Raw genomic sequence first — 16586 nt, 5'->3', positions numbered from 1 at the left:
CGGGGGGATTTTCGTGCGCACTCGCACTCACACTCGTACCGGCACCCGCACCCTGTTCGCCGCCGTCACCGTCTCGGTGCTCGGGGCAACCGCGCTGACGGGTTGTCAGGCCAAGGACGGCAAGGACGACAAGGCCGACAGAAGCGGACCGGCGGTCGCCGCGACGGCCCCGCCGGTCGACCCGGGGTCGACCGCGGCCGTGACCCGGCCGGCGGACGTGCCGACCGGCAAGGCCAAGCCGACCGCGCCGTCGACGTCGGTTCCGTCCGCGCGGCCGTCGACCACGGACGGCCCGCGCAAGCTCCGGCCGTCCGCCCGGGCCGGCGACCTGGCCCGGCTGCTCGACGGCGGGCCCACCGACGTCCCGGTCGACCCGGGCGAGGTGCGCCACCCGGTCAACAACGTGCTGGTCGCGGCGTACGGCGCGACCGGATCCGGCCCGCGCTCGGTGCTGTTCGTCGGCGTGGACGGGATGACCGAGACCGACGGCAAGCGGCTGGAGCACATGATCCGCGGCATGGTCGAGTACGTGAACGGGAGCGGCGGCAGCGTCCCGGACGGGGTGACGATGAAGGACTACGACGCCGGCCCGCTGGGCGGCACGCTGGAGTGCATGCCGGCCTCGGTCGCCCAGCCGGCGGCGATCTGCGGGTGGGCGGACCGGTACACGACGGCCGTGGCGTACTTCGAGCAGTTGTCGGCGGACCGGGCGGCGGTGAAGTTCAAGGCGATGCGCGCGGATCTGGAGCGGTAGCGGCGCGGGCCCGGCGGGGGCGCGGGGGCGGCGGTGGCCGTCGGGCCGGCGGCGGCCGCGGGGTGGCGGTGGTTCGGCGGCGGATGCCGGTTCGTGCGTCGCCTCGCGGCCGTGTCGTCGTTGTACCGGGTACCGATGACGTTCGGCCGGACCACGGGTGGTGGGGGCGATGGGCAACGGATACGGCGGGTGGCAGGGGCCCGGGACGGGCGGGGCGGGGTATCCGACCGGGCCGCCGGGAGCCGCGCCGCCGACGCGGAGCCGCTCGCGGGACCGGGTCGCGATCCTGGTGGGCGTACTGGGCAGCGTGGCGGTGGTGGTCGCCGCGGTGGTGGTCGTGGTCCTGCTGCTCGACTCGGGCGGCGCCGACGCCCCCGAGCCGCGCGGGCTGCCGACCGCGCCGGCGAGCACCCGCGGGGCCGGCCCGCTCGTGATGCCGGCCACGATCGAGGCCCGGGGTCCGGTCGCCCGGACCGCGCTGCCGTCCACGGTCGCCGACCTGGACGCGAAGATGGCCCGTACCTTCGCGGACGTCCGCACCGAGGTCTTCGGCGGTGGGCAGACCAGCGAGACGGTACTGCTGACCTTGGCCGGCCGACGCGACCGGGCGCCCGCCGAGTACGTACGGGACTTCGTGCCGGCCGTCCCGGTGACCGAGAACCCGGCCGTCCCCGGCCCGCCGGGGGCGCTCCGCTGCTGGAGCAACCCCAGTACGGCGATGTGTCTGTGGGGCGACGACCGCGATCTCGTCTACGTCAGCGACGGGGCCGGCGTCGCACACGCCCGACTGGTGATCGCGAACGTGTACGCGGGCACTGCCCGCTGACGCAATCGACGCGCCGCCGGCCGGAATGGGCCGGCGCGCCGCCCGCTCGACTCAGGCGCTCTTGTCGCGCCGCTCGCGCTTGACCACCTCGCGCGGCACGAGCGTGGGGTTGACGTGCTTGAGGACCACCTGGTCGGTGACCACGACGCGGGCCACGTCCTTGCGGGACGGGACCTCGTACATCACCGACTGGAGCACCTCTTCGAGGATCGCCCGCAGACCGCGCGCACCGGTGCCGCGCATGATCGCCTGGTCGGCGATCGCCTCCAGCGCCTCCATCTCGAAGTCCAACTCGACACCGTCGAGTTCGAACAGCCGGCGGTACTGCTTCACCAGCGCGTTCTTGGGCTCGGTCAGGATCTGGATGAGCGCCTCGCGGTCCAGGTTGTGCACCGAGGTGAGCACCGGAAGCCGACCGATGAACTCCGGGATCATGCCGAACTTCAGCAGGTCCTCGGGCATCACGTCGGCGAACGAGTCGGAACTCTCCACATCGCGCTTGGAGCGGATCTGCGCGCCGAAGCCGATGCCCTTGCGGCCGACCCGGCCCTCGATGATCTTCTCCAGCCCGGCGAACGCGCCGCCCACGATGAACAGCACGTTCGTCGTGTCGATCTGGATGAACTCCTGGTGCGGGTGCTTGCGCCCGCCCTGCGGCGGCACACTCGCGGTGGTGCCCTCGATGATCTTCAGCAGCGCCTGCTGGACACCCTCACCGGACACGTCGCGGGTGATCGACGGGTTCTCGCTCTTGCGAGCGATCTTGTCGACCTCGTCGATGTAGATGATCCCGGTTTCGGCCTTCTTGACGTCGTAGTCGGCCGCCTGGATCAGCTTCAGCAGGATGTTCTCGACGTCCTCGCCGACGTAGCCCGCCTCGGTGAGCGCGGTCGCGTCGGCGATGGCGAACGGCACGTTCAGCATCCGGGCCAGGGTCTGCGCCAGGAGCGTCTTGCCGCAGCCGGTCGGCCCGAGCAGCAGGATGTTCGACTTGGCCAGTTCGACGCCGTCGTCGCGGGACGCCTTGGCCGACTCGCCGGCCTGGACCCGCTTGTAGTGGTTGTACACGGCCACCGAGAGCGCCTTCTTGGCGACTTCCTGCCCGACCACGTAGCCGTCGAGGAACTCGTAGATCTCCCGTGGCTTGGGGAGCTCCTCGAACTTCAACTCGGAGGACTCGGAGAGTTCCTCCTCGATGATCTCGTTGCACAGGTCGATGCACTCGTCACAGATGTAGACACCCGGACCGGCAATGAGCTTCTTCACCTGCTTCTGGCTCTTTCCGCAGAACGAGCACTTGAGCAGGTCGCCACCGTCACCGATGCGTGCCACGAGGTGCATCTCCTTCGCCTGGGCCCCGGATGTCCCGGACCTGGTGCCTGGTCTTTCGACGGTACCCCGCCGGAATCTCCGATCCCCCGGTTTTGACCATCAACCGGTCACCGTTGTCCGGTCGGCGGCAAGCCGCCGACCGGGCGGGGACACTAGCCGATGACCTTCCGAGGTGCGGTGATCTCGTCGATGAGGCCGTACGCAAGCGCCTCTTCGGCCGTCAGAATCTTGTCGCGCTCGATGTCGTCGCGAACCTGCTCGATCGGCCTCGTGCTGTGCTGCGCGAGCATGGTTTCCAGCATGGTGCGCATGCGCTGGATCTCACGAGCCTGGATCTCCAGGTCGCTGACTTGCGCGCGCCCGGTTTCACTGTACGGCTGGTGGATGAGAATGCGGGAGTTCGGCAGCGCCATTCGCTTGCCCGGAGTTCCCGCGGCGAGCAGAACGGCGGCGGCCGAGGCCGCCTGGCCCATGCACACCGTCTGGATGTCGGGGCGCACGAACTGCATCGTGTCGTAGATGGCGGTGAGCGCCGTGAAGGAACCGCCGGGCGAGTTGATGTAGATCGAGATGTCCCGATCGGGGTCCATCGACTCGAGCGTCAGGAGCTGCGCCATCACGTCGTTCGCGGACGCGTCGTCGACCTGGACACCCAGGAAGATGATGCGCTCCTCGAACAGCTTGGTGTACGGGTCCTGCTCGCGGAAGCCCTGCGACGTGCGCTCGATGAAGCGCGGCAGGACGTAACGGCTCTCGGCGCTGCGCGAGGCCGACGGTGCCAGGCCCTCGGGCCGGTGGAACAGATTGTCATTCATGGAAATCTCAGCCCTCCGGGACTGCGGACTCGACTCAGTGGCTGGGCGACCGGAAGCTGACCGAGGCTGGTTCAACCGGCGTGTCAGCTGTGTTCGGACGCCGGTGTCAGCTGGTGCTGCCGGTGTTGGGAACCTCGGCCGCACTGCGAACCACGTGGTCCACCAGGCCGTATTCCTTGGCCTCCTCGGCGGAGAACCAGCGGTCGCGGTCCGAGTCGTGCTCGATCTTCTCGGGGGTCTGCCCGGAATGGTGCGCGATCAGGCGAGTCATCTTGCGCTTGGTGCGCAGGAGCTGCTCGGCCTGGATCTTGATGTCCGACGCCGAACCACCGAGACCGGCGGACGGCTGGTGCATCAGGATCTCGGAGTTGGCCAGCGCGATGCGCTTGCCGGGGGCTCCGGCGGTCAACAGGAACTGGCCCATGGAGGCGGCCAGGCCCATCGCGACGGTCGCGACATCGTTGCTGATCCACTGCATCGTGTCGTAGATCGCCATGCCGGCGGTGATGGAGCCGCCGGGCGAGTTGACGTAGAGCCAGATGTCCTTTTCCGGGTCCTCGGCGTTCAGCAACAGGAGCTGGGCGGAGATCGCGTTGGCGATCTGGTCCTCGACCACCGAGCCGAGGAAGATGATCCGCTCGCGCAGCAACCGGTTGTAGACCTGGTCGTCGAGCCCCATCCCACCCGGCTGAGATGCACGCGAAGTGGGCACCGCGAGCCCCGGAGTCACGATCTGCGGATTCGTCACGTATCCACCTGCTCGTTTCCGACGGCAATCCCGAGCCGTCACGAAGTCGACCTTGGGAGGCACCTGCGTTCGTGGCGGGTGACCCCCTTCGTACAGCGACCCTAACGCGCGGATCGTCGCAGGCCATCCCAGACTCAGGACTGTTCGCCCAGAGCGCAGCAAGGCGGTATCCGGGCGGTATCGGGGTAACCGCGCGGACCGAACAAGGCCGCGACAACGCCTGCCCGGGCCTACGGGGCGGGTCGGCGGGCGGTGGTACCGGTGGGGAGGGGTGGCTGCGCGGCGCGTGTGAGGGCGTGTGGGGGTTGGGGGGTGTGGGCGGCGAGGGACACGTCGTGCGGGAGGGCGCCGCCTGGGGGTGGGTGCGCGGGCGGCGCGAGGCGTCCGCGCCATGGGCCGGACGGCCGGGTGGCATGCCAGGCGGCCGGGCGCCATGGGCCGGGCGGCCCCGTACGAGGGGCAGGCTCGCCGCCGGCGAGGGCAGGAACGGCTGCCGCGAGCCGCTGATCCGACAAGCCCGACATCGGAACACCGACCCGACCCGCGCAGAGGCTCCTCCGGCCCGTCAAAGGCATCCCCGCGACCCGCCACGCCCCAGCCGACCGGCACCCCGTGCGAAGCCGGCCCACCGCCGACCACGAGACCGGCCCGGCTCGGCACTGCCCACCCGCGAACGCGCCGCCGCAGCCGACGGTCCCCGAGCGCACCCGTCCGTGGGACTCGACTCCCCCCGGCCTGCTCTTCGTCTCGCGCCGCACTCCGAGCGCGGAAACCGCTCCCCCACCCGCGCGCCCAGGCCCGAAACGCACTCGGGCCCGGTCCCCGCCGAAGCAGGGACCGAGCCCGATGTGTCAGGTCAACGCGTACTGCGCGGGCCGCCGCGAATCACCACGGCCATCGCGAGTCGCGCGGGTGTCGCGCGGGTGGGGATCAGGCCTCGGCCTTGTCCTCCGTGGCCTCGTCCGACGCGGCGACCTCTTCGGTCTCGGCGTGGTCGTGGCCCTCGTGGTTGTCCGCGTCGTCCGCGTGCAGGTCGACACCGAGGCTGACCTCGTTGCCGGACGCGTCCTTGGCCTTGGCGCCCTTGGCGATGACCTCGAGGGCCTTGCCGCGAGCGACCTCGCCGACCAGGACCGGCACGTAGCCGGACTGCATGACCTGCTGCGCGAACTGGTCCGGGCTCATGCCGGACTGCTGCGCGCGCTGGATGAGGTGCTGGGTCAGCTCTTCCTGGTTGACGGAGAGCTGCTCCTTCTTGACGACCTCGTCGAGCACGAACTGGGCGCGCATGCCCTTGCGGACGCTGTCCTGGAGCTCGGTCTCGTACTCCTCGGCGGTCTGGCCCTGGATCTCCAGCCACTTGGCCAGGTCCATGCCCATCATGCCGAGCTGCTGCTCCAGCTGACCGCGACGCTGCTCGATCTCCTCGGTGACGACGCTCTCCGGCAGCGGCACCTCGATCTGCTCGAGAAGGGCTTCCAGAACCTTGTCCCGACCCTCGTTCTGCTGGTCGTGCAGCTTCTGGTGGTCGAGCTTCTCGCGCAGGTCCGCCTTCAGCTCGTCCAGCGTGTCGAACTCGCTCGCCAGCTGCGCGAAGTCGTCGTCGAGCTCGGGGAGCTCCTTGGCCTTGACGGTGGTCACCAGGACCGACACCTCGGCCGTCTGCCCGGCGGCGCTGCCACCCTGGAGCTCGGTCTCGAAGGTCTTGGTCTCACCGGCCGACGCACCGATGACGGCGGCGTCGAGGCCGTCCAGCATCGTGTCGCCGCCGATCTGGTACGACATCGCCTTGGCGACGCCGTCCTCCAGCACCTCGCCGTCGACCTTGGCCTCGATGTCGATGACGACGGTGTCGCCCTCGGCCGCGGCCCGCTCGACGGTGTTCAGCGCACCGAAGCGGTCACGCAGCTCTTCGATCTTCTCGGCGACGTCCTCGTCGGTGACGGTGATGTCATCGACCTCGACCTCGATGCCGGAGTAGTCCGGCAGCTCGATCTCGGGACGGGTGTCGACCTCTGCGGTGAACTTCAGATCGGCGCCGCCGGCCAGCTCGGTCACGTCGGTGACCTCGGTGACCTCGGGCTGGCCCAGGACGCGCAGCTCGTTCTCCTCGACGGCCTTGCCGTACGAGGAGGAGAGGATGTCGTCGAACGCCTCGACGAAGACGGCCTCGCGACCGAAGCGCTGGTCGATGATGCGCGCAGGGATCTTGCCCTTACGGAAGCCCGGGACCGTCACCTGCTTGCCGATCTTCTTGTACGCCGCGTCGAGGCTGGGCTTCAGCTCCTCGGAGGGAACCTCGACGGTGAGCCGAACCCGGGTCGGGTTCAGCGTCTCGACGGCGCTCTTCACGGTAAGGGTCTCCTTGCTGCGGGCTGTTCTTCCGGGCCTGTGCATCTTGCCTGACGGCACACTGAAGGTTCAGAACCGGTGCTACCGATCCATCCTGCAGCGAATTCATGATGTGGTGGTCGGGGCGGGGAGACTCGAACTCCCGATCTCCTGCTCCCAAAGCAGGCGCGCTAGCCACTACGCTACGCCCCGTGGCGCCCGATGAAGTCTAGAGGACGACACGCTAGAGTCTGCACTGGCCGCGCACCAATCCGCTAACCTAGGCGCCACGTGCACGCCACACCAGCTGCGGGTGTAGCTCAATGGTAGAGCCCTAGCCTTCCAAGCTAGTGGTGCGAGTTCGATCCTCGTCACCCGCTCCAAAGGTAAAGGCCCAGGTCAGAGACAGGTTCTCTGAACTGGGCCTTTGTCGTGCCCGGGTGCTTCTCGGTCGTCGTGCCGGATGCGTGCCGGATGGCCGGGACGTTGGTCTCCTGCCGCTGGACCTTGGTCCCGGCTTTTCGGGCTCTCGGGGTGGTGTTCGGTCGCCGGTGTCGTGTGGGCCGCCCGTGAACGAGGCGTCTGGAATGTCGGCTATCTCACGATGCTGGGCGATTGGCGAGCGCTTCGGAGCGGCAGTCGGGTGTCCGGGGGACGTCGGGGTGAGCGGTCTGTGTGCGGTGGAGTTCGCGACTGGTGCGGGTGCGGTGGTGGTCGGGGTCGGAGTGGCCGGGCCGGTCGGGTCACGCCCCGTGGGTTGCGAGGAGGGGCGCTACCGCTTCCAGGGCCGCGCGGTCCGTGTCAGGGGACTGTAGGCGGGTGGAATCGCGGTAGCGCGGGTCGAGGAGGACGTGGTCGATACCGAGGGCGGCGACCGTGGCCAGGTCGGTCTCGATTTGGTCGAGGGTGCCTTCGCCGGGGAGGCGGTCGGCGTCCGGGAGCGGCGTGGTGGTCACTCGGAGCGGGGTGCGCAGGGCGACCGTGGGAGTGGGGCGGGCGGCCTGTTCCGCGGCGGCGCGGAGGGCCGGCAGGCCCTGCTTTTCGAGCCACCGGGTGGTGACGCCCAAGGGGTGCCAGGTGTCGCCGTGGCGGACCGTGCGGCGAATCGCGGCCGGGCTGTTGCCGCCGATCCACACGGGTGGGCGCGGGGACTGGAGTGGGCGCGGGGCCGTGTACACGTCGCGGAAGGAGGTGTACGCGCCCTCGAACGTCGCGACGTCCTCGGCCCACAGCGTGTGCAGGGCCGCGAGGTATTCGTCGGTGATTCGGCCGCGCTCGGCGAATGGGACCTTCAGGGCGCCGAATTCGTCTTCGGCCCAGCCGATGCCGACGCCCAGGACCAGCCGGCCGGCGGTGTAGTGGTCCAGGTTGGCGGTGACGCGCGCGGTGAGCAGCGGGTCGCGGTAGGGCAGGATCAGCACGGTCGTGCCCAGCCGGATGCGCTCGGTACGACCGGCCAGCCAGGCGAGCGCGGTCAGTGGCTCGTAGAACGGCGCCGGGTACTGGGCCGCGACGTCCGGGGTGACCGCGATGTGGTCGGACAACATGGCCAGATCCAGGCCGAGATCCTCGGCATGCCGAACCGAGGCAAGCATCGCGTCGGGGCTCGCGGTCGGCCCGTAGTTGGGGATGTTCACGCCGAATCGCATGTACGCCTCCGGTTGGTCGCTCGGTCGACGGCAACGATTCGACCGTAGGGCCTGACAACCGGATGGGGACCCGAACGCGCGAGATCTACGGGATATTGATCGCCGTGATGCCTGCGAGAACCAACACCGTCGCGGCTATTCGATGTCGGCCGTAGGCTTCGTGGAAGATCAGCGTTCCGATGATCGCGCCGATGACGACCGACGTTTCGCGCAGGGCGGCGATCGTGGCCAGGGTGCCTCGGGTTTGCGCCCAGATGACGAGGGTGTAGGCGGCGAGGGACATGGCGCCGCCGAGTAGGCCCCAGGCGCGTTGCCGGTTGGGCGCGGCGGCGGGGTCGCGGCGGCGGTGCAGGAGCAGGATGGTCGGCGCCGATTGCAGGACGAACAGCCACGCCGCGTAGGACATCGCCGAGCCCGAGGAGCGTGCGCCGACGCCGTCCAGGACGGTGTACAGCGCGATCGCGCAGCCCGTGGCGAGTGCGGCGAGCACCGCGGCGGCCTCGGCGCGGCGCGGGATGCCGCCGGCCAGGGCGAGGACGAGCATGCCGGCCGAGATCACCACCACGCCGACGGTCTGGGTCACGGTCAGGTATTCGTGCAGCAGGGTCACCCCGATCAGCGCGGTGACCCACGGGGAGGTGCCGCGGGCGATCGGATACACCTGGCCGAAGTCGCCCAGCCGATAGGTCTCCAGCAGGAGCAGGTTGTACGCGACGTGCAGGGCCGCCGACCCGAGCAGCCACGGCCAGGCGCCGGCGGCCGGGACGCCCACGAGGGGCAGGCAGGACAGGCCGATACCCAGACTGGCCACCTGGATCATCACCATCGTCCCGAGGCGATCCCTGAGCCCGTGCGCGAGCGCGTTCCAGGACGCGTGCAGCCCGGCCGAGCCGAGTACGGCGGCGGTGACCGCCGGGGTCACGCGCGACCGCGCGGCAGGCGGGTCGACCCGAGGAAGGACGCCCCGGGAGCCGGTCCGCGCGCCGGGGCGGGGCCGAGAGGACGGATGGCCGCCCCGCGCGCCGGGGTCGGGCCCGGATCACGGCCGGCCGTCCCGGGTCGCCGATCGACCGCCGTCGGCACCCGGTCGGCGGTCGGCGGAGCGCCGTGTATGCGCAACTCGACGGTGTGGCCGACCATCTGAGGGGGCGTCATTCGGGACATCCAAGCATGTGAACCGGAATAATGACCGCCCATATGACGCACACCTCTTCCGCCCTCGCCTCGCTGCGCGGCCTCGCGCTCGGCGACGCGCTCGGCGCCCAGTTCTTCGTCCCCGACAACCTCCCGCACCTGGCCGATCGCAGCCTGCCGAAGGGCAGTTGGCCATGGACCGACGACACCGAGATGGCCTGCGTCCTGCATGCCGAGTTGGCCCTGCGCGGCACGGTCGACCAGGACGAGTTGATCAAGTCCTTCGCCCGCCGGCACGACTTCGATCGGGGTTACGGGCCGACCACCAATCGCATGTTGCGGCTGGTACGGCAGGGCGGCGACTGGCGCGCCTTGGCCGCCGCGCCGTTCGACGGCCAGGGATCGTGGGGCAATGGAGCCGCGATGCGGGTCGCCCCGTTGGGCGCGTGGTTCGCCGACGACCTGGACGCGGTGGTGGCGCAGGCCGCGTGGTCCGCCGAGGTGACGCACATGCACCCCGAGGGCATCGCCGGCGCGGTGGCGGTGGCCGTCGCGGCCGCGGGCGCGGTGACCCTGGACCGACCGGGTGCGGGCGACTTCGTGAGCTTCGTGCGCGATCGCACGCCCGCCGGCCTGGTGCGCGAACGGCTGGGCGCCGCATTGGATCTGGTGGGCCGTCAGGACTCGCGCGAGGTCGGCCGGCTGCTCGGCAACGGCCGCGAGGTGAGCGCCCCCGACACGGTCCCGTTCGCGGTGTGGTCCGCGGCCCGGCACCTCGACGACTACGCGGCGGCCTTCTGGTCCACCGCGAGCGCGGGCGGCGACGTGGACACCACGTGCGCGATCGTCGGTGGAATCGTGGGCGTGCGGGCGGAGTTGCCCGTCGAATGGACGGGCCGCGCGGAGGCGCTCCCGACGTGGTGGCGGGAGGCGGCCGTGAACTCCACGCCCATATGAAACGGTGGCCGACGGGAAATCGACGCCGGTACGCCGACCGTCTCCGCGTCGTCGGCGGCGGCCTCGAACGAGGTCGCCGCCCGCTCCCCGGCGCGCGGTTGGCAAAGCAAGCGGAGTCCACGATGATGAAGCCGCTCTCGTTGCCAACGGGTCCACGGAGTAGCCTGCGTTCGGCCGTACGGAACTGCCCTTCGCTGCCCGAAGCGGCGAACTCCACCGCGTCCGGGGTCGAATGCTCCGCGCTCGTGACCGGCCGAGCCGGCGGCCGGGAGGCCGCTGTTCCGCTTCCTGATGGCCCATCGGATCCCGATCGGTCCCGATCGCCCGTTCCCACCCGGCGTTCGAACCGTCTCGAGAACGACCGAGCTTTCCGAAGGAACCCGCGCATGCGCAGAATCGTGATCCGGGTGGGCACGGCGGCGATCGCCGGGACCCTGCTCCTGGCGGCCACCGCGTGCGGCCGTGACGAGGAGGCGTTGGCACGCCAGTACGCGAGCGCGCCGCCGGCCGCGCCCGAGGCAAGCACCGCAGTGTCCCCGGTGCCGCCGGGGAGCGCACCCGCGGGCTCCGCCCCGCCGGCCGCCGTCCCGCCCGCCGCGGCCTCCTCCCCCGGCGAGCCTCCGCCCGCGCTACCACCCACCGACGAGTCACCGGCCCCTTCCACCAACCGGGACACCACCGGAAACGGCTCCGACCCGGCCGCCCAAGCCCGCCTCGACGCCGCCTTGTTGACCGCCGCGGAAATGCCGGCGGGCGCCTACGAGGTCAACCCCGACGGCACCGAGACCCGAGAAACCGTCCGGGACGCCGGCTGCCGGCCCCTCATCGACCTGACGCGCCCCGGCCAGGCCGCCTCGGCGCCCGCCGCGTCCGCCCAGGCATCGGTGACCAGGGGCGATCCGACGCCCACCGGCTTCACCATCGTCGAGTTGTTCTCCTTCGCCGGCACCGGTGCACAGGACCTGTTCGCCAAGGGCCGGGCGGCGCTGCCGAACTGTACGTCGGTCACCTCCACCGACACCGACGGCGTGACGAGCGCCGACACCTACGCCGCGATCCCGCACGCGAGCCTCGGCGACGAGTCACTGGCGATCGGGATGACTCCCCAGGCGGGCGGCGCACTGGGCCTGATCGTGGTCCGGGTCGGCCCGACGATCGTGGTTGTCAGCAACGCGGATCTGTCCGCGACCACGCCCGGCCTGCCCGCCGACGACCTCGTCGCCCGTCAGATCACCAAGCTGCTGGCGAACTCACGGCAGTAGGCACTCCACCCCACCGCGCCCTCGGCCGGCGGAACGTCGACCCACAACCGCGTCCCGCCGCCGATCAGCTCGAGTCCCGCGCCCGCAACGTCGTCTGCCACAGCGTCAGATCGCCCTGGACGGCGCCTTCGCCGGCCGCGACGACGGCCGCCGCCACCGCACTCATCGGCATCAGTTGCTCGAAGGCGACCGAGGTCAACCGGGGACGGACCATCTCGCACAGCGTCAGGTCGTCCGTACCGACCACGGCGATCTGCTCCGGGACCCGGACACCGATGTCGGCCAACGCGCCGAGCAGCAGTGCCGCGTATTCGTCGTTGTAGCCGTACACCGCGTCGGGTCGGCCCTCGGCCCGCCACTCCCGCGCGATCCGCGCCGCCTCGGCGGGATCCTCGGCCATCTCGACCACCCGGATCCTGCCGCCCACGGCCTCCGCCGCGGCCCGAAAGCCCGCGAGCCGCTCCAGGCCCAACGCGGTCAGGCCCGGCTCACGCGGCACCACCACGGCGAAATCCCGTCGGCCCCGAGCGATCAGGTGCTCGGCGGCTCGGCCGCCCGCCGCCACGTGGTCGACCTTGAGGCTGAGCGCGACCGGTGTGGAACTGCTGCCCAGGCCCACCACGGCGATGCCACGCGCGGCCAGGTACTCGACGCCCTCGGCCGACATGCGCTCCGGCAGCACCAGCACCGCCGCCGGATTGAGCGCGCCCCACGCCTTCGCCGCCTCGATGCCGTGCGTGGCGGGATTGCCGTGAATCACCAGGGTGTGTCCCAGGGCGTGCAATTCGCGGGCCAGGCCGTCCAGGAAGCGCTGGATCAGTTGTCCGAAGGGCACCTCGTAGGTCGGCACCAGCACCAGGTCGGTCCGCCCGCGCCGCAGCGATCGGGCGTCCGAACGCGGCTCGTAACCCAGTCCGGCGGCGACCTCGCGGACCCGGCGCCTGGTCTCCTCGGGGATCCGACTGTCCTGGACGTCGTTCATCGCGTACGACACGGTCGCGCGCGAAACGCCTGCGGCACGGGCCACATCGGCCCCGGTCGGGGGGCGTCTCGTTGTGCTCATGGGGCGATTGTCGCCCAGTTCGCGGCCGTGCCCGGCACGTGGGGCGCCTCACGGCCTTCGTGTCGAGGCACTCGCCCCCGTTTGACTGACTACGCGTCAGGCAGGCCCGGCCGCACCGCGACCGGGCCTGCCACGACTACCCGACGAACGTCACCCGATGAAGGTGATCCGGTCCGCCGCCGGCGGCGCGAGCGGCGCGCTCGCCGAGGAGTGGGCCGCGAAGTAGGCCAGCAACGCGTCCAGGTCGGACCCGCCCACGCGCTTGTTCGTACCGGTCTTGAAGGCCGCGAAGCCGTCGCCGCCACCGGCCAGGAACTCGTTCGCGCTGACCTTGTAGGTCGCCGCCGGGTCGATCGGCACGCCGTTCAGCTTGACGCTGCCCGGCACGATCCTGGCCGCGCCGGTCTGCGACCGGTCCACCGTGTAGGTCAGGCCCTTGGAGATCTGCAACACCTTCGGGTTGGCGGCGTTGCCACCCGTGTACTGCTGCGCGAGCAGGTCGAGCACGGCCTGACCCTTGAGATCCAGGGTCTGCATCATGTTGGTGAACGGCTGCACCGTGAACGCCTCGCCGTAGGTGACGACGCCGTCCCCTTCACTGCCGGCCGCCGCGTATTGCAGGTCGGACCGAATCCCGCCCGGGTTCATGAACGCGATCTGCGCGCCGCCCTTGTCGGCCGGTGCGGTCGCCTCCAGTTGCGCGTCGGCGATCACGTCGCCGAGCGGCGACTCGGGCGTGGTCGCGCCGCGGCCGCGGATGTCGCCGCTGATGTACCCGATCGAGCGGTTGGAGACCGGTGCCGCGAGCTTCTGCCAGTCGGCGAGCAACTGCGTCAGGTCCGGAGCCTTCGGGGTGTCCCGGCGAACGACCGTGTTCTGCGCCTTGACCGAGGTACGCACGATGTCGCGCGTGCGCTTGTCGTAGGTGGCATCGATCTTGGTGTACATCTTGCCGAACGAGGACGCGCTGGTGACCATTCGCGGCTGCCCCGCGGGGTCCGGGATGTTGCACGAGTACGCCTGGTGCGTGTGGCCGGTGACGACCATGTCGATCGCCGGGTCCAGGCCCTTGGCGATGTCCACGACCGGGCCGGACAGGCCCGGATTGCCGCCCGCGTTGCAGTCGTAGTTGTACGCGTTGCTCGCGGGCAGGCCGCCCTCGTGCAGCAGCACCACGATCGACTCGACGCCGATCAGGCGCAGCCACGGCACGATGTTGTTGGCGGTCTTGATCTCGTCCTTGAACTTCAGGCCCTTGACGCCCTCGGCCGTGACGATGTCCGGCGTGCCCTCCAGGGTCATGCCGATGAAGCCGACCCGTGCACCGCCGACGTTCTTGACGGTCACCGGGGCCAGGATCGGCAATCCGGTGCGCTCGTCGAGCACGTTCGCGGCCAGGTACTGGAAGTCGGCGCCCTTGAACGTGCGTCCGGGCGTGTAGCACCCCTCGGTCGGGTGGCAGCCGCCCCACTGCATGCGCTGCAGTTCCTTCTTGCCCTCGTCGAACTCGTGGTTGCCCACCGAGGTGACGTCCAGGCCGACCTTGTTCAGCGCCTCGATCGTCGGCTCGTCGTGGAACAGCCCCGACAGGAGCGGGCTCGCGCCGATCATGTCGCCGGCCGCGATGGTCAACGAGTTGGGGTTCTTCGCGCGCTCCGCGCGCAGTTGGGTCGCGAGGTGCTCGATGCCGCCGGCCGGGATCACGACGGGCTTGCCGTCGGGACCGAGTTCGGTGACGGTGCCGGCCGAACCCTGCGGTTCCTCCAGGTTGCCGTGCAGGTCGTTGAGCGCGAGGAATTCGAGGTCCGTCGTGCCGGAGGGCCGGCCGTGATCGGCGCGTGCGTCGGCCATGGCCGGGCCGCTCATCGCAAGCAGGCTCGCGGCGACCAGGCCGGAGAGGGCGAGGCGACCGCGGCGTCGTCTGTTCCCGAGCATGGGATCCCTTCGGATGGCGTGCGCAGTGGTGACGCGCGTAGAAGTGGGGACTGAAGGTGTCTCGCAGCCAGAGATTAGGGGCAGTTCCCCGACCCGCACGAGACCTCGCGCGAAACCGATGTGTGAAACCGCTGTGAACTTATGTGGCCGCTACCGCGCGCAGGGCATGATCAACCACCGTTTCCCACCCCCGAGGGCTGGGCAGCCGTACGGCGTGGCACCTAAAAGGGAGGGATGTCGGCGATGCGCGTCGAATTCGCGACAGAACCGGGTCATCCGGGCAAGCCGAACGAGGATTTCGTCGTAGCGGGACCGACGACGATGGTGCTGCTCGACGGAGTGACATCCGGTTCGGACAACGGCTGCAAGCACGGCGTCCCGTGGTTCGTCCAGCGGTTGGGTACCGCCCTGTTCACACACAGCGGCGCGCGGCCGGACCGGTCCCTGGCCGAGTGCCTGCACGACGCGATCGAGGACACCTCGGCGCTGCACGCCGACGGTTGCGACCTGGGCCGGCCGGACGCGCCGGCGGCAACGGCGGTGGTGGTGCGGGTGGTCGAGGACCGGTTGGAATACCTCGTGTTGTCCGACTCGACGCTGCTGATCGAGCGCGACGAGGATCTGACGGTGGTCACCGACGATCGCCTGGACGTGATCGGGGTGGCGGCGCGGCGACGCCGGGACGCGCACCCCGTCGGCACCCCGGCCTACCTGACGGCGGATCAGGAGTACCTGGACACCCTGCGTGCGGCGCGGAACGTGGCGGGCGGTTACTGGGTCGCGGCGGCCGATCCCACGGCGGCCGGCGAGGCGCTCACGGGTGGTCTGGCACTGGGCGAGGTACACGCGCTGGCCGCGCTGAGCGACGGGGCCAGTCGGCTGGTCGACCGGTACGGACTGAGCGACTGGGATCGGCTGATGACCACGCTGCGGCACTTCGGGCCGGCGGAGCTGTTGGCCCGGGTGCGGGCCGCGGAGACGTCCGACGCGGACGGGTCCAGATGGCCGCGCGCAAAGATCTGCGACGACGCGACCGCCGTGTGGGCGCTGGTGTAGGTCCGCCGCGCGCGATACCGGCTCCGCCGAAGTCCCGCCCGCGCCGGGCCGGCTTCGCGAAGGCCCGCCGCGCGCAGGCCATCCGCTCCCCCGTGAGCCACGAACGCCGGCCGGGCCCCCGACGACCCGACCGACGTTCTACCCACCCACCGAGCTATTTCGGCAGCACACTCTCGATCGCCGCGATCAGGTTCGGGTCGTGCGGGTCGGTCTGCGGGCGGAACCGGCCGACGATCGCGCCGTCGGCGGAGAGCAGGAACTTCTCGAAGTTCCACTGCACGTCACCCGAGCCGCCCTCGGCGTCGGAGGCCGCGGTGAGCACGTCGTAGAGCGGGTGCCGGTCCGGGCCGTTGACGTCGATCTTCTCGGTCAGCGGAAACGTCACACCGTAGGTCGTGGAGCAGAATTCGAGGATTTCCTCGGCGCTGCCCGGCTCCTGGCCCATGAACTGGTTGCACGGCACGCCCACCACGGTGAAGCCGCGTGCGCCCAACTCCTTCTGCAGTTCCTCGAGCCCGGTGTACTGCGGGGTCAGGCCGCACTTGGACGCGACGTTGACGACCAGTGCCACCTTGCCCTCGGTGACGCCGCCCAGGGTCGTGCTCTCCCCCGCCAGCGTGGCGATGGGAGTATCGAGGATGCCCATGATCGTTGTCCTTCCTGCGTGATGCCGCTCGCAGCGACGCGATCCGATGACGTGAAGCGCTTTGAGACGGCGCGAGTA

At 70.5% G+C, this 16586-nt stretch carries 14 protein-coding genes and 2 tRNA genes; 6 read left to right on the top strand and 10 right to left on the bottom strand.

The features are described from left to right. Nucleotides 1–13 precede the first annotated feature (13 nt). A complete protein-coding gene (locus A3IC_RS62275) occupies nt 14–754 on the top strand; it encodes a hypothetical protein (protein ID WP_020550727.1) in 741 nt (246 codons plus the stop codon). A 169-nt stretch (nt 755–923) separates the two neighbouring features. After that, a complete protein-coding gene (locus tag A3IC_RS0114270; protein WP_026218255.1) occupies nt 924–1580 on the top strand; it encodes a hypothetical protein in 657 nt (218 codons plus the stop codon). A 51-nt stretch (nt 1581–1631) separates the two neighbouring features. Here the strand turns inward: A3IC_RS0114270 and clpX are convergent, their stop codons facing one another. The 5 genes from clpX to A3IC_RS0114245 all read right to left on the bottom strand — a co-directional run bounded on the left by clpX (nt 1632) and on the right by A3IC_RS0114245 (nt 7019). Then, nucleotides 1632–2912, bottom strand: coding sequence for an ATP-dependent Clp protease ATP-binding subunit ClpX (gene clpX, locus A3IC_RS0114265; protein WP_026218254.1), 1281 nt, complete (start codon nt 2910–2912; stop codon nt 1632–1634). A gap of 152 nt (nt 2913–3064) precedes the next feature. Further along, nucleotides 3065–3727 (bottom strand): ATP-dependent Clp protease proteolytic subunit, encoded by a 663-nt coding sequence (locus tag A3IC_RS0114260; RefSeq protein WP_020550725.1) that lies wholly within the window; start codon nt 3725–3727, stop codon nt 3065–3067. 106 nt (nt 3728–3833) lie between these two features. Next, nucleotides 3834–4475 carry an ATP-dependent Clp protease proteolytic subunit gene (locus A3IC_RS70965; protein WP_371863129.1) on the bottom strand — a complete coding sequence of 214 codons (642 nt, stop codon included), beginning with the start codon at nt 4473–4475 and terminating at the stop codon, nt 3834–3836. A 930-nt stretch (nt 4476–5405) separates the two neighbouring features. Then, nucleotides 5406–6827 carry a trigger factor gene (gene tig, locus A3IC_RS0114250; RefSeq protein WP_020550723.1) on the bottom strand — a complete coding sequence of 474 codons (1422 nt, stop codon included), beginning with the start codon at nt 6825–6827 and terminating at the stop codon, nt 5406–5408. A gap of 116 nt (nt 6828–6943) precedes the next feature. Continuing rightward, nucleotides 6944–7019 (bottom strand) — tRNA-Pro (locus A3IC_RS0114245). 96 nt (nt 7020–7115) lie between these two features. Between A3IC_RS0114245 and A3IC_RS0114240 the strand changes: the two genes are divergently transcribed. Further along, a tRNA-Gly gene (locus A3IC_RS0114240) sits at nt 7116–7189 on the top strand. A gap of 360 nt (nt 7190–7549) precedes the next feature. On the opposite strand, the gene A3IC_RS0114235 is transcribed toward A3IC_RS0114240, so the two are convergent. Next, the gene (locus tag A3IC_RS0114235; protein ID WP_020550722.1) at nt 7550–8455 is read right to left on the bottom strand and encodes a TIGR03619 family F420-dependent LLM class oxidoreductase; all 906 of its coding nucleotides are present in this window, start codon (nt 8453–8455) and stop codon (nt 7550–7552) included. Between the two features lie 85 nt (nt 8456–8540). Then, nucleotides 8541–9377 (bottom strand): DMT family transporter, encoded by an 837-nt coding sequence (locus tag A3IC_RS0114230; RefSeq protein ID WP_020550721.1) that lies wholly within the window; start codon nt 9375–9377, stop codon nt 8541–8543. A gap of 275 nt (nt 9378–9652) precedes the next feature. On the opposite strand from A3IC_RS0114230, the gene A3IC_RS0114220 reads away from it, so the two are divergent. Next, complete coding sequence (locus tag A3IC_RS0114220; protein WP_020550719.1) at nt 9653–10546, top strand: ADP-ribosylglycohydrolase family protein; 894 nt, start codon at nt 9653–9655, stop codon at nt 10544–10546. Nucleotides 10547–10932: 386 nt separating this feature from the next. Next, nucleotides 10933–11808, top strand: a complete 876-nt coding sequence (locus tag A3IC_RS0114215; protein ID WP_026218252.1) for a hypothetical protein — start codon at nt 10933–10935, stop codon at nt 11806–11808. A 64-nt stretch (nt 11809–11872) separates the two neighbouring features. Here A3IC_RS0114215 and A3IC_RS54380 read toward each other — a convergent pair whose 3' ends face one another. Together A3IC_RS54380 and A3IC_RS0114205 are read right to left on the bottom strand one after the other, a co-directional pair. Next, on the bottom strand, nt 11873–12871 hold the full coding sequence (locus A3IC_RS54380; protein ID WP_040876579.1) for a LacI family DNA-binding transcriptional regulator: 999 nt from the start codon (nt 12869–12871) through the stop codon (nt 11873–11875). Between the two features lie 150 nt (nt 12872–13021). Next, the gene (locus A3IC_RS0114205) at nt 13022–14806 is read right to left on the bottom strand and encodes a bifunctional metallophosphatase/5'-nucleotidase (RefSeq protein ID WP_020550717.1); all 1785 of its coding nucleotides are present in this window, start codon (nt 14804–14806) and stop codon (nt 13022–13024) included. A gap of 243 nt (nt 14807–15049) precedes the next feature. Between A3IC_RS0114205 and A3IC_RS0114200 the strand changes: the two genes are divergently transcribed. Next, a complete protein-coding gene (locus A3IC_RS0114200) occupies nt 15050–15862 on the top strand; it encodes a protein phosphatase 2C domain-containing protein (RefSeq protein ID WP_026218251.1) in 813 nt (270 codons plus the stop codon). A gap of 154 nt (nt 15863–16016) precedes the next feature. Here A3IC_RS0114200 and A3IC_RS0114195 read toward each other — a convergent pair whose 3' ends face one another. Next, nucleotides 16017–16508, bottom strand: coding sequence for a glutathione peroxidase (locus A3IC_RS0114195; RefSeq protein WP_020550715.1), 492 nt, complete (start codon nt 16506–16508; stop codon nt 16017–16019). Between the last annotated feature and the right edge of the window lie 78 nt (nt 16509–16586).

This window comes from Embleya scabrispora DSM 41855, from assembly GCF_000372745.1.
GTDB classification, from domain to species: domain Bacteria; phylum Actinomycetota; class Actinomycetes; order Streptomycetales; family Streptomycetaceae; genus Embleya; species Embleya scabrispora.
The sequence above is the reverse complement of the archived record's forward strand: the minus strand, read 5'-3'. Positions and strand labels throughout refer to the sequence as shown.